The sequence below is a fragment of the Pseudomonas sp. CFBP 13727 genome (assembly GCF_014841915.1).
Lineage (GTDB): Bacteria > Pseudomonadota > Gammaproteobacteria > Pseudomonadales > Pseudomonadaceae > Aquipseudomonas > Aquipseudomonas baltica.
Genome location: NZ_JACYUT010000001.1, coordinates 1 through 12,572, shown reverse-complemented (window position 1 = coordinate 12,572; position 12,572 = coordinate 1). Strand labels below are relative to the sequence as shown.

At 63.7% G+C, this 12,572-nt stretch carries 12 protein-coding genes; 9 read left to right on the top strand and 3 right to left on the bottom strand.

Features of this window, described 5'->3' with window-relative positions:
• Positions 1 to 51 precede the first annotated feature (51 nt).
• From IFT76_RS00060 to IFT76_RS00030, 7 genes are all read left to right on the top strand, one after another.
• The gene (locus tag IFT76_RS00060; protein WP_244647867.1) at positions 52 to 1,245 is read left to right on the top strand and encodes an NAD(P)-dependent oxidoreductase; all 1,194 of its coding nucleotides are present in this window, start codon (positions 52 to 54) and stop codon (positions 1,243 to 1,245) included.
• Positions 1,246 to 1,529: 284 nt separating this feature from the next.
• On the top strand, positions 1,530 to 2,762 hold the full coding sequence (locus IFT76_RS00055; protein WP_122477952.1) for a 3-methyl-2-oxobutanoate dehydrogenase (2-methylpropanoyl-transferring) subunit alpha: 1,233 nt from the start codon (positions 1,530 to 1,532) through the stop codon (positions 2,760 to 2,762).
• A gap of 10 nt (positions 2,763 to 2,772) precedes the next feature.
• Positions 2,773 to 3,822 carry an alpha-ketoacid dehydrogenase subunit beta gene (locus IFT76_RS00050; RefSeq protein ID WP_122478262.1) on the top strand — a complete coding sequence of 350 codons (1,050 nt, stop codon included), beginning with the start codon at positions 2,773 to 2,775 and terminating at the stop codon, positions 3,820 to 3,822.
• Entirely contained in the window at positions 3,823 to 5,079 is a 1,257-nt protein-coding gene (locus IFT76_RS00045) for a dihydrolipoamide acetyltransferase family protein (protein ID WP_192057037.1), read from the top strand.
• Positions 5,080 to 5,156: 77 nt separating this feature from the next.
• On the top strand, positions 5,157 to 5,993 hold the full coding sequence (locus IFT76_RS00040; RefSeq protein WP_185793292.1) for an aldo/keto reductase: 837 nt from the start codon (positions 5,157 to 5,159) through the stop codon (positions 5,991 to 5,993).
• Positions 5,994 to 6,110: 117 nt separating this feature from the next.
• The gene (locus tag IFT76_RS00035; protein ID WP_122477946.1) at positions 6,111 to 7,562 is read left to right on the top strand and encodes a SulP family inorganic anion transporter; all 1,452 of its coding nucleotides are present in this window, start codon (positions 6,111 to 6,113) and stop codon (positions 7,560 to 7,562) included.
• 195 nt (positions 7,563 to 7,757) lie between these two features.
• Positions 7,758 to 8,108, top strand: coding sequence for a putative holin (locus tag IFT76_RS00030; protein ID WP_122477944.1), 351 nt, complete (start codon positions 7,758 to 7,760; stop codon positions 8,106 to 8,108).
• A gap of 5 nt (positions 8,109 to 8,113) precedes the next feature.
• On the opposite strand, the gene IFT76_RS00025 is transcribed toward IFT76_RS00030, so the two are convergent.
• Positions 8,114 to 8,494: a helix-turn-helix domain-containing protein gene (locus tag IFT76_RS00025; RefSeq protein WP_192057036.1), complete on the bottom strand. Its 381-nt coding sequence runs from the start codon at positions 8,492 to 8,494 to the stop codon at positions 8,114 to 8,116.
• Between the two features lie 302 nt (positions 8,495 to 8,796).
• Between IFT76_RS00025 and IFT76_RS00020 the strand changes: the two genes are divergently transcribed.
• On the top strand, positions 8,797 to 9,057 hold the full coding sequence (locus tag IFT76_RS00020) for an ogr/Delta-like zinc finger family protein (protein WP_122477941.1): 261 nt from the start codon (positions 8,797 to 8,799) through the stop codon (positions 9,055 to 9,057).
• A gap of 108 nt (positions 9,058 to 9,165) precedes the next feature.
• Here the strand turns inward: IFT76_RS00020 and IFT76_RS00015 are convergent, their stop codons facing one another.
• Positions 9,166 to 10,125 (bottom strand): 2-hydroxyacid dehydrogenase, encoded by a 960-nt coding sequence (locus IFT76_RS00015; RefSeq protein ID WP_192057035.1) that lies wholly within the window; start codon positions 10,123 to 10,125, stop codon positions 9,166 to 9,168.
• Positions 10,126 to 10,330: 205 nt separating this feature from the next.
• Between IFT76_RS00015 and IFT76_RS00010 the strand changes: the two genes are divergently transcribed.
• Positions 10,331 to 11,866 (top strand): sensor domain-containing diguanylate cyclase, encoded by a 1,536-nt coding sequence (locus tag IFT76_RS00010; RefSeq protein ID WP_192057034.1) that lies wholly within the window; start codon positions 10,331 to 10,333, stop codon positions 11,864 to 11,866.
• A gap of 12 nt (positions 11,867 to 11,878) precedes the next feature.
• Here IFT76_RS00010 and IFT76_RS00005 read toward each other — a convergent pair whose 3' ends face one another.
• Positions 11,879 to 12,163, bottom strand: a complete 285-nt coding sequence (locus IFT76_RS00005; RefSeq protein ID WP_192055960.1) for a hypothetical protein — start codon at positions 12,161 to 12,163, stop codon at positions 11,879 to 11,881.
• Between the last annotated feature and the right edge of the window lie 409 nt (positions 12,164 to 12,572).

Genomic DNA, 12,572 nt, shown 5'->3' with positions numbered 1-12,572 from the left:
CGCCCCATGGACAAAACGACTGTTACCAGAATCGGTGTTAGCGGTACCGGCATGATTGCACGCGCGCTGGTTCTGCTTCTGGCCAAACATTACAAGGACGTACAGGTGACGCGGGTCCTGACCCGTCGCCCGGTGCGTGAGCTGGCGAATTTTCCGTTGGACGGCGTACTCACCAACTCGCTCGACGACTTGATCGACCACAGTGACCTGATCATCGAATGCAGCGGCGATGTGTGCCACGGCACCGTGGTGATCGAGCGCGCTTTCAGTGCCGGCCTGCGGGTCATCACCGTCAACGCCGAGCTGCAGGTGACCACCGGTTCGTACCTGGCCGGCAAGGGTTTCATCACCGAAGCCGAGGGCGATCAGCCCGGCTCGCTGGCAGCCCTGCGTGAAGAGGCCATCATGATGGGCTTCGAACCGCTGGTGTACGGCAACATGAAGGGTTACCTGAACCACAACCCCAGCCACGAGGACATGGCCTACTGGTCGTCCCGCCAGGGCATCAGCATCGAGCAGACCACCTCGTTCACCGATGGCACCAAGGTGCAGATCGAACAGGCGCTGGTGGCCAACGGTTTCGGCGCGACCATTACCCGTCAGGGCATGGAAGGCCTGCCTTCGACCAACCTCGACGAGAGCTCGGCCATACTGGGCGCCCTTGCCGACAGCCTGGGCCAGTCGATCGTCGACTACGTGATTCCCAGCGGCTACGCTGCCGGCGGTGTGTTCCTGGTCGGTCGCCATGACCGCGTGCAAAGCCAGGCGCTGCAGTACCTCAAGCTGGGTGCGGGCCCCTACTACGCCCTGCTGCGCCCTTTCCACCTGTGTTCGCTGGAGGTCGGCAAGACACTGCGCCGCGTACTCAACGGCGGCGGCATTCTGCTGAACAACTCGACCAACCCCACCGTTGGCGTCGCTGCCATCGCCAAGCATGCCATGCCGGCAGGCGAGCTGATCAGCCGCGGCATCGGCGGTTTCCAGCTGCGCGGCGAGAGCGTGATCATCGACCGTCACGAGGACCACGTACCGATCGGCCTGATGAGCCACGCGGTCATGAAGCGCGCCGTCGAGCCGGGCCAGATGATCACCTTCGACGACGTCGAGCTGCAGCCCAGCCGCGCGCTGGACATCGTGCTGCAACAACGCCGGGGCACTCGCATCCTGGTTGAGGACCTGTCCCTGGTGACTGGGCGCTCCGCTGCACAGCCGCTGTTCACAGGCGCCGAAGCCGTCCTGGGCTGACACGCGCCCCGCTGCAACCACAAGAACCCGCCTCGGCGGGTTTTTGCGTTTCCGGGCCTGCCGAAACACCACTGCTGACTCGGCATGAATCATTGCGAAAGCGGATCAAAAGCGCATGATTCATGCAATTGCGCTGACGCCGTTTACCGTTTTCGGCATGATTTTGCCTGCGCCGCGCCGTAGCATTGGTTTCAAGGGGTCTGCATTGCGAGCGGTCGGCAAACGCCGACTAGACTCAACCCCAACGCTGCACCCACAACAACAAGATCAAGGGTAGTGACGACGTGAACGACTATCTTCCCCTCAGGCTGCATGTGCCTGAACCCAGCGGCCGTCCCGGCTGCAAGACCGACTTCTCCTATCTGCAGCTGAGCGCCGCAGGCGCTGTGCGCAAGCCCGCCGTCGATGTCGACCCGCAAGCCACCGCCGACCTGGCCGCAAGCCTGGTGCGGGTGCTCGACGAGGACGGCCAGGCGCAGGGGCCGTGGGCCGAAGACATTCCCGAACAGGTGCTGCACGACGGCCTGCGCGCCATGCTCACCACGCGCATCTACGACACGCGGATGGTGACCGCCCAGCGCCAGAAGAAAATGTCTTTCTATATACAGAGCCTGGGCGAAGAAGCCATTGGCAGCGCCCATGCGCTGGCACTGCGCGCCGACGACATGTGCTTTCCCACCTACCGCCAGCAGAGCATCCTGATGGCGCGCAAGCTGCCGCTGGTGGACATGATCTGCCAGCTGTTCTCCAACGAGAAAGACCCGCTCAAGGGTCGCCAGTTGCCGGTCATGTACTCGTACAAAAACGAAGGCTTCTTCAGCATATCCGGCAACCTGGCCACCCAGTTCGTCCAGGCGGTGGGTTGGGCCATGGCCTCGGCCATCCAGGGCGACACGCGCATCGCATCGGCGTGGATCGGCGACGGCTCCACCGCCGAGGCCGACTTCCATACCGCCTTGACGTTCGCCCACGTCTACCGCGCGCCGGTCATCCTCAACGTGGTCAACAACCAGTGGGCGATCTCGTCGTTCCAGGGTATCGCTGGCGGTGAAGCCACGACCTTCGCCGGGCGCGGCGTGGGCTGTGGCATAGCCTCGCTGCGGGTGGACGGCAACGATTTCCTCGCGGTGTTCGCCGCCTCGCGCTGGGCCGCAGAACGCGCTCGGCGCAACCACGGGCCGACCTTGATCGAATGGGTCACCTACCGCTCCGGCCCCCACTCCACTTCCGACGACCCTTCCAAATACCGCCCTGCCGACGATGGCCAGCACTTTCCGCTGGGTGATCCGATCGCCCGCCTCAAGCAGCATTTGATCGTTACCGGTGTCTGGAGCGAAGAGCGCCACGCCGCCCTGGAAAGCGAGATCGAGGCACAGGTCATTGCAGCGCTGAAGGCGGCCGAACAATTCGGCACGCTGGTCAGTGGTCGGGTCGCAAGCGCCGCGACCATTTTCGAAGACGTGTACAAGGACATGCCCGAGCATCTGCGTCGGCAACGTCAGCAGATGGGAGCCTGACATCATGAATATGCCTACAGAAACACCGGTCGAGAAAGCAAACAGCACGGCCATCATGAGCATGGTCCAGGCCATCCGTTCGGCCATGGACGTCATGCTCGAGCGCGACCCCAACGTGGTCGCCTTCGGCCAGGACATCGGCTACTTCGGCGGGGTGTTCCGCTGCACCGAAGGGCTGCAAGCCAAGTACGGGCGCTCGCGAGTGTTCGACACGCCGATTTCCGAGAGCGGCATCGTCGGCATCGCGGTCGGCATGGGTGCCTATGGCCTGCGCCCGGTGGCCGAGATCCAGTTCGCCGACTACGTCTACCCCGCCTACGACCAACTGGCATCGGAGGCCGCGCGCCTGCGCTTTCGCTCGGCCGGGCAGTTCAGCGCGCCGATGACCGTACGCATGCCCTGCGGCGGCGGCATCTACGGCGGCCAGACGCACAGCCAGAGCCCGGAAGCGATCTTCACCCAGGTCTGCGGTCTGCGCACCGTCATGCCCTCCAACCCCTACGACGCCAAAGGGCTGCTGATCGCCGCGATCGAGAACGACGACCCGGTGATTTTCCTGGAGCCCAAGCGACTCTACAACGGCCCCTTCGACGGTCATCACGACCGGCCCGTGACGCCGTGGTCCAAGCACGCCGCCAGCGCGGTACCCGAGGGCTACTACAGCGTGCCACTGGACAGCGCCGCCATCGTGCGGCCGGGCAGCGAAGTCACTGTGCTGACCTACGGCACCACCGTCTACGTGGCGGTCACCGCCGCCGAGGAGACCGGGATCGACGCCGAGGTGATCGACCTGCGCAGCCTGTGGCCGCTGGACCTGGACACCATCGTCGCTTCGGTGCAGAAAACCGGACGCTGCGTGGTGGTCCACGAGGCCACCCGCACCTGCGGCTTCGGCGCCGAGCTGGTGGCGCTGGTGCAGGAACATTGCTTCCACCACCTGGAGGCGCCCATCGAACGCGTCACCGGCTGGGACACGCCGTACCCGCACGCCCAGGAATGGGCCTATTTCCCAGGCCCTGCGCGTGTCGGCGCTGCCTTGCAACGTGTGATGGAGGTCTGAATGGGCACGCATGTAATCCGTATGCCGGACATCGGCGAAGGCATCGCCCAGGTCGAGCTGGTGGAATGGTTCGTCAAGGTCGGCGACACCGTCAGTGAAGACCAGGTATTGGCCGATGTGATGACCGACAAGGCGACCGTGGAAATTCCCAGCTCGGTGGCCGGCACCGTGGTCGCCCTGGGGGGCGTGCCGGGTGAAGTCATGGCGGTAGGGGCCGAGTTGATCCGCATCGAGGTTCAGGGCACCGGCAATCATCACGAGGCCCAGACCCCGGTAGCCGTGGACGCAAGCGACGACGTCGAAGTGGCGGTTGCGGCTGTACCGGGCAGCGCGCCGACGAACCCCGTACCGATGGCCAGGGCCGCTTGCAACAAGCCCACCGCCGAAGCGACCTCGCGGCCTCTGGCCTCGCCGGCCGTGCGTCAGCGCGCGCGCGACGAAGGCATCGACCTGGCCGGGCTGCGCGGCACCGGCCCTGCCGGGCGCATTCGGCATGCAGACCTGGACGCATTCCTGAGTGGCAGCCGCACCGCGCAACAGGCGACAACCGGCACGCCGCGAATCGACGAGGAACGCATCCCCGTCATCGGCCTGCGGCGCAAGATCGCCCAGCGTATGCAGGAAGCCACGCGGCAGGTGGCGCATTTCAGCTATGTCGAGGAGATCGACGTTACTGCGCTGCTGTCGCTGCGCGCCGACCTCAACGCGCAGTTCGGTGAGAGCCGCGGCAAGCTGACCCTGCTGCCGCTGTTGATCCGGGCATTGGTCGTGGCGTTGCGCGAGTTCCCGCAGATCAATGCGCACTACGACGATCAACAGCAGGTCATCACTCGCCACGGTGCCGTGCACATGGGCATCGCCACGCAAAGCGACAACGGTTTGATGGTGCCGGTACTGCGCCATGCCGAAGCTGCCGACCTGTGGTTCACGGCAGGGGAAATCAACCGCCTGGCCCATGCCGCGCGCAGTGGCAAGGCGGCGCGCAACGAGCTGTCCGGCTCGACCATCACCCTGACCAGCCTGGGCGCCCTGGGCGGCATCGCGTCGACACCCGTGATCAACCGGCCTGAAGTGGCCATCGTCGGCGTCAACCGCGTGGTGGAACGGCCCATGGTCGTCAATGGCCAGATCGCGATCCGACAGATGATGAACCTCTCCAGCTCCTTCGATCACCGCGTGGTCGACGGCATGGACGCGGCGCGCTTCATCCAGGCGGTCAAACGCCTGCTGGAGCAGCCGGCGATGCTCTTCGTCTAGCGCTGCTGGCGTGAACTATGCCGGGTAGCGGCGGGTCGACATCCCCATCGACTCACCGCTATCAGGAGCAACCTCCCATGCCACATGCACCACTGATCACCCTCAACGACGGCGTGCAGATTCCACAACTGGGTCTGGGCGTCTGGCAACTCGATGACGATCAGGCCTACGCGTCGAGCGTGGCCGCCCTCAAGGCCGGCTACCGCCACATCGATACCGCCATGATCTACGGCAACGAGGCCGGCGTCGGCCGCGCCGTGGCCGAAAGCGGACTGGCACGCGACGAAATCTTCATCACCACCAAGCTGTGGAACACCGACCAGGGCTACGACAGCACCCTGCGCGCGTTCGACGCGAGCATGGCCAAGCTGGGCCTGGAGCAGCTCGACCTGTACCTCATCCACTGGGCGCTGCCCAAGAAGGCCGCCTACCGCGACACCTGGAAAGCTTTCGTACGGCTCCAGGAAGAAGGCCGCGTGCGCTCTATCGGCGTGTCCAACTTTCATCCAGAGCACCTGCAGCACATCATTGCCGATACCGGGGTGACGCCGTCGGTCAACCAGATCGAACTGCACCCCGATTTCGCCCAGATCGAGTTGGTCGAATTCTGCAAGGGCCTGAACATCGTGACCGAGTCGTGGAGCCCACTGGGCCAGGGCGGCGCCCTGCTCTCCCAGCCGGTTCTGTCGCAGATCGCCGAGAAGCATGGCAAGAGCGCCGCCCAGGTGATCCTGCGCTGGCATGTCCAGAACCAGCACGTGGTCATTCCGCGCTCGAGCAACCCGGAGCGCATCGCGCAGAACCTCGACGTGTTCGATTTCGTGCTCGACGAGCAGGACATGCAGGCTATCGCCCACATCCCGCAGACCGGGCGGCTTGGCCCCAACCCCGACACCTTCGACATGGGCGCGTGACTCGGGCGCTCGACAGACACACCCCGCAACACCTGTTAAACTGATCGTCTCCCAAAACAACGCTAGACACACCCCACGGCTGCCAAGCCGCGGGGTGTTTGTGCTGATAGGTATTGCATGTCCTTGACCGATATACGCCGTAACGTACTGGCTGGCCTGACGTCCTCTTTCGCGCTGGTGCCTGAGTGCATCGCCTTTGCCCTGGTGGCCCAGGTCAACCCATTGATGGGTTTATATGGCGCCTTCATCATTTGTACTCTCACCGCGTTGCTGGGCGGCCGACCGGCGATGATTTCCGGCGCTGCCGGGTCGATGGCCGTGGTCATCGTGGCGCTGGTGGTACAGCACGGCGTGCAGTACCTGTTGGCCACCGTCGTGCTCAGCGGCCTGATCATGGCGATTTTCGGCGTGTTGCGGCTCGGCAAGCTGGTGCGCATGGTGCCTCACCCGGTCATGCTGGGCTTCGTCAACGGGCTGGCGATCGTCATTGCGATGTCGCAGCTCGAACACTTCAAGACCCACGACGGCCAATGGCTGCCGTTCGGTGAGCTGGGCATCATGACCGGGCTGGTGGTGCTGACCATGGCCGTGGTCTACCTGCTGCCGCGGCTGACCAAGGCCGTACCCGGCGCGCTGGTGGCGATCATCGGCGTCAGTCTGCTGGTGCAATGGCTGCACCTGCCCACGCGCACCCTGGCCGACATGGCGACCATCGCCGGCGGCCTGCCCAGCTTCGAGTGGCCCAGCGTCCCGCTGGACCTGGCGACGCTGAAAATCATTGCCCCCTATGCCCTGCTGATGGCCATGGTCGGATTGCTGGAAACCTTGCTGACCTTCAACCTCACCGACGAGATCACCGAGACCCGTGGCCAGCCCAACCGCGAATGCGTGGCGCTGGGCGTGGCCAACATCACTTCGGGCCTGTTCGGCGGCATGGGAGGGTGCGCGATGATCGGGCAGACCGTGATCAACCTGAGTTCCGGGGGCCGCGGGCGGCTGTCCGGGATCGTCAGCGGGGTGATGATCCTGCTGTTCATTCTGTTCCTGTCACCGCTGATCGAGCGCATCCCGCTGGCCGCCCTGGCCGGGGTGATGTTCGTGGTCGCGCAGCAGACCTTTGCCTGGGGTTCGGTGAGGGTGCTGGGCAAGGTGCCCGCCAACGATGCCGTGGTGATCATTGCGGTGACCATCATCACCGTGTTCACAGACCTGGCCACTGCCGTGCTGTGCGGCATCCTGATCGCGGCGCTGGCCTTCGCCTGGCAGCACTCGCGCGACATGCGCAGCGATGTCCACGACAGCGACGAGGCACGCGTCTACACCCCGCACGGCACATTGTTCTTCGCCTCGACCACGCATTTCCAGGCACTGTTCGATCCGCAGAACGACCCGGACCAGGTCTACATCGACTGTCGTCATCTGCACCTGGTGGATCATTCGGCCATCGCCACCATGGAGAATCTCGCCGCCCGCTACAGCAAGTTCGGCAAGCAGCTCCAGCTGCGCCAGCTGTCCTCGCGCAACCAGCGCCTGCTGGAAAAGGCTCACGCCGCCGTGACCATCGGCTGAGTTCATCTGCACCGCTCAAGCAAGGTACCTCTGTCCGGCTTTCCTACAAGGCTCGATCCTTGAGCCTTGAGAGTCGCCGGGCGAGGATGGGTCCAGTGCCGCTGGTTGCGGCTCCAGACCCGAGGCGAGGTGCCAAGTGCTTGAACAATACGGATCGTGCCATTGCGACGGGTCACCGGCCCCGGGGGACGCGTCATGAACCAGGACACTCTGGTCGCTGGCGCCGCCGCGGCATCGGGCCTGGCACTGGGTGCGTCAGCTTCCTGGCCAGCCTTCGATAACCTGCTGGGCGCGGCACTGGGCGCCTGCCTGGTGATCAGCCGACAACAAGGCGCGAGCTGCACGCGCAAATTGACCAACTTACTGCTATCTGCCGGCGTCGGTCTGCTGTTCGCGCCAATGGTGCACGATCAGGTACCGCAACTTACCGGGGGCATTGCCGCTTTCGGCTGCGCACTGCTGGTGATTCCGCTGAGCGTGAAGTTGCGAGACTGGGTTCGGGGGCTGGACATCGAGGACATTCTGCGGCGTTTCAGAGGTTCCTGAGCCCGTCAGTTCGAGCGCCGCAGGCTGGCAACTTCCCGTTCCAGCTCACGCAGCCGTTTGCGCTCGAGCGCAACCTGGTGAACATGCTCCAGGTCCTGGGCACACAGCCCTTGCAGGGTGGCCAGCACCGCAACCACCGCATCGTCGGCGAGCAGCGTCTGTGGTTCGAGAAGCATGGCACCGCGGCCCAACAGCAACCAGTCGAGGGAAATGCCGTCGGTGCGCGCCAGGTCCATGCACAACGCGTACGGAATGCTGCAGCGAGCGCGCCAGCTGGCCAGGGTTTGCGGGCTGATGCTCAGGGCCTTGGCCAGCGCTGCGTCGTTGGAAGCCGCCAACAGATGCTTGAGCCGATTCAGCACTTCGGTTGTTTCAGAGGTACACACGTTGGGAACTTCCGCTTGACCCACTCAATTTGAGTATATTAATTTATTCGAATTGCATATTAATATTAACCCTAGTTCATAAATCAAGGATATCCAAGATGCAGCCCTACAACTTACATACATCATAACGAAATTTCCTACATGGCGTGGCTACTCAGACTCACTGTATTTAGCCGCCCGTTGTGCAAAGGCAAGACGCAGGTAGCGCCAGCAGTTCACTCAAGGAAGACTTACTTAAAATTTTGTAGTTGATCCCGGTGTCTCAGTGGTACGAGCACGGCGTGGGTCATAAGGTTTGAAGAATGAGCACTTACAAGATGGTTTGCCCTCACTGCAAGAACAGAATGCGCATCCGCACCAGCGAGGGCACCCATGTGTTCCTGCGCGTGGCGTACCTGCAGTGTACGAACGAGATCTGTGGCTGGTCGGTGCGGGCGGAGTTCGAGATGACCCATGAGTTGTCGCCCAGCGGGGTGGCGAACCCTGATATTCATTTGCCCAGCGCGCCCATCGCCCTGCGTCGCGCGGCGAGCAAACCGGCCGAGACGGCTGGCGCCGCCTGACCGTCTGCCTGCGCCGGGCACCCGATCAGGGCGGCCGGCGCCGGTGCAAACTAGCAAACAAGCAACCATCGGCATGCCCGCGTTGCGCGGGCAGCTTTCGGATGTGTATCAGCCTACCGGCGTCAGCACTTTGCGCTCGTCGTGAAAATAACCCTGAATATTGCTCCACACCAGGTCGCCCATGGCCTGGCGTGTCTCGTGAGTGCCGCTGGCCAGGTGTGGCAGCAGGACGACGTTGTGCAGGTCGATGAGCGCCTGGGGCACATTGGGCTCGTCTTCATAGACATCCAGGCCGGCGCCAGCAATCCGACCCTCGCGCAGCGCCTCGATCAGCGCCGGTTGGTCGACCACGCTGCCGCGGGCGATATTGACCAGGAATCCCTTGCTGCCCAACAGGCCGATGCGCTTGGCATCGATCAGGCCTTCGGTGGACTTGCCACCGGGCACCGCCAGCACCAGCACGTCACAGTCGGTGATCATCGCATCCAGGTCGGCGTAGTACTGGTAGGCGACACCGGCCTTAAGTTTGCGATTGTGGTAGAGCACCTGCATGTCGAACGCCGCAGCGCGCCTGGCGATGGACTCGCCGATGTTGCCCAGGCCGACGATGCCGATCTTCTTGCCGCCGATCTTGCTGGCGAGCGGAAACTTGCCTTGGGTCCACTTGCCCGCGCGCACGAAGCGGTCGGCCTCGCTGTAGCGGCGCATCACATCCAGGGTCAGGGCCATGGCCGTATCGGCAACGCAATCATCCAGCACCGCCGGGGTGTTGGTGACCACGATGCCGCGGTCACGGGCGGCATCGACGGCGATCGAATCGTAGCCGACACCGAAGCTGAAGATGGCCTCGAGCTTGGGCAGGCGGGCGATCACTTCGCTGCTGGCGCCCAGGGCACCCGAGGTGACGATCGCCTTGATTCGCTCGCCGTGCTGCGCCAGCCAGGCGTCCTGATCGGGCAGTTCCCAAAAGCGGGTCGCGTCGAAGTGGGTTTCCACGGCCTCCTGCAGGCTGGGCAGCAGCGCGCCAATGATCAAGACGGGAACGTCGCGGGTCGATGGCTGTGTCATGAAACCTCCTGTTTGCATCGTTGAAATTGTTATGGAAGCCAGGCGTGGCGCAACGACGCCACGCAGCCCGTATGATGGACGACCAAGGTCATCGTACAACCTGCTCCAAGGTGATTACAACCACACAGGCCTGCATCGCAGACAGCGGTTGTATGCTGAGCGTAACCCACTAGACTGCACCTACCTGCCGATCAAGAAGCCCCTGATGCCAGACGACGCACAGTATCGACCCGCCCTGAAGTCCGACAGTTCGGCCCAGCGCATGGCTATCCTCTTCGTGGCGCTGGTAGTCGTCTCGCTGATCGTGCTGGATGTATGGCAGACCCTCACCGCGCGCGCGCAGGCCATGCATGTCAGCGAGATCACCACGTCCAACCTGGCCCGCTCGCTGGCCCAGCATGCCGAAGACACCATCAAGCAATCGGACACGGTACTGCTGGGCCTGATCGAGCGCATCCAGGTCGACGGCACGGCGCCTGCCGAAGTGCAGCGTCTGCGCAACCTGATGCAGGGCTGGACGCGCTCGATGGAGCAGTTGCAGGGGCTGTTCATCTATGACAGCCAAGGGCGCTGGGTGGCCAGCTCCAATCTCGCAGATCCGCCAGGCATCAACAACGCCGACCGAGAATACTTCCGCTTTCACCAGGACAATCCCGACCCCGGGGTGCATGTCGGGCCGGTCATTCGCAGTCGTTCCACCAACGCCTTGGTGATTCCTGTCTCCAGGCGCCTGAGCAGTGCCGACGGCAAGTTTGCCGGCGTGGTGCTGGCTACCTTGAAAGTGGAATATTTCAACCAGTTCTACGCCGGCTTCGACCTGGACGAGCGCGGGGTCATCGCCCTGCTGCTCAACGACGGCACCATTTTGCTGCGCCGCCCGTTCGATGAGAACGTGATCGGCAGCAGCATGGCCAAGGGCAGGATCTTCAGCGAGATGTTGCCGCAATCCAGCCATGGCACGCTGATGCAGCGCTCGCTGGTGGACGATGTCGAGCGGATGTACAGCTACCAGGCGCTGCGCAATTACCCGCTGGTGCTGGAAACCGCCGAATCCAAGTCGTCACTGCTGGCCAACTGGTACGAGAACCTGCTGCGTTCGGCAGTCTTCGTGCTGGTGGTCGGGATAGCCCTGGGTCTATGCGCGATGACACTGATCCGGCAGATTCGCCATGGCCTGCGCACCGAGGCGGAACTGCGCAATGCCCACGCCGCGCTGCAGAAGCTGGCGATGCAGGACGGCTTGACTGGCCTGGCCAACCGCCGCCAGCTGGACGCGGCGCTGCCCGACGAGATCGGTCGGGCGCGACGCAACGCCCGCCCACTGGGCGTGATCATGCTCGACATCGACCATTTCAAGCGCTTCAACGACCTGTATGGACATCCCGCAGGGGATGAGTGCATCAAGGCCGTGGGCCAGGCGGTGCTGAGCTGTGTGGGCCGTTCGGGGGACCTGGTGGTGCGCTACGGCGGCGAGGAAATTCTGGTGCTGCTGCCCGAGAGTGACGAGGCCGGTGCCTGGCAGGTCGCCGAAAAGGTGCTGCTGGCGGTGCGCGCGCTGGCGATTGCCCATGCGGGCAGCGACCTGGGAATCGTAACCATCAGCGCCGGTGTTCACGTGTGGCGCAACAGCGACCCGGACGTACGCGCGCAGAGCCTGGTGGAAGCGGCGGATCAGGCGCTTTACCGGGCCAAGAGCTCGGGCCGCAACCGGGTCTATCCGCTGCAGCCGCTGGTGGTCTAGCGCAAGGCCGCTTCAGAGCATCTGCTGGTTGGCGGCCATGGACTCGATGACCATGCTTTTCTGATCTTCGGACAGCGCGTCCCAGATATGCACCTTGGCGTAGAAGCCCAGGCTGCCGAGGATATAGAAGCTCAGCACGGCGATGGTCAGCAGCGTCAACCACGACCAACGGCCACCCTCCTCGGCTTCTTCATAGGTCGAGTAGGCGTTTTCGATGCGCTGATCGCGCATGGAGGCCAGGCTGGTGGTGACGCGTTTGTAGCAATAGGACAGCAACAGCAGAAACAGGCGCAACATGGAAAAAAGGCCTCGGTGGGTGGCGATGTGTGAGCGGCAGCCTGGAAAAAGGCGCGCTGGAAACGCAAAAAGCCCGTCTTGGACGGGCTTTTTTTATGGGTAGCGTGCTGTCGACCGGTCAGGCCCCGACGCTTGGGGTGAATTTTAGGCAGCTGCTTGGGCGCTGTAAACCGCACGGAGGCGCAGATGTATGACAACCAAGCCCGCTCGTCTGCGCAATCGCACGGCCCAGAGCGGTGCGCGGTGGCACTGCGGCACGCTGTCACACCGGCCACGACAGGCCTCCTGTGGGAGCGATCGGTGGCCGCGAACCGGGGGCCGAGGTGCATCAGCCCATCGGCGGCGCCTTTTCGCGGCCGCTGACCGCTCCTACGGGAAACACATCCTTGGCAACCATGGACAACCTCTG

Coding starts and splice junctions, on each gene's coding strand:
- IFT76_RS00030 (WP_122477944.1), top strand. CDS start 7,758: ATGAACCAGGACACTCTGGTCGCTGGCGCCGCCGCGGCATCGGGCCTG.
- IFT76_RS00050 (WP_122478262.1), top strand. CDS start 2,773: ATGCCTACAGAAACACCGGTCGAGAAAGCAAACAGCACGGCCATCATG.
- IFT76_RS00040 (WP_185793292.1), top strand. CDS start 5,157: ATGCCACATGCACCACTGATCACCCTCAACGACGGCGTGCAGATTCCA.
- IFT76_RS00020 (WP_122477941.1), top strand. CDS start 8,797: ATGAGCACTTACAAGATGGTTTGCCCTCACTGCAAGAACAGAATGCGC.
- IFT76_RS00005 (WP_192055960.1), bottom strand. CDS start 12,163: ATGTTGCGCCTGTTTCTGCTGTTGCTGTCCTATTGCTACAAACGCGTC.
- IFT76_RS00015 (WP_192057035.1), bottom strand. CDS start 10,125: ATGACACAGCCATCGACCCGCGACGTTCCCGTCTTGATCATTGGCGCG.
- IFT76_RS00010 (WP_192057034.1), top strand. CDS start 10,331: ATGCCAGACGACGCACAGTATCGACCCGCCCTGAAGTCCGACAGTTCG.
- IFT76_RS00035 (WP_122477946.1), top strand. CDS start 6,111: ATGTCCTTGACCGATATACGCCGTAACGTACTGGCTGGCCTGACGTCC.
- IFT76_RS00060 (WP_244647867.1), top strand. CDS start 52: ATGATTGCACGCGCGCTGGTTCTGCTTCTGGCCAAACATTACAAGGAC.
- IFT76_RS00045 (WP_192057037.1), top strand. CDS start 3,823: ATGGGCACGCATGTAATCCGTATGCCGGACATCGGCGAAGGCATCGCC.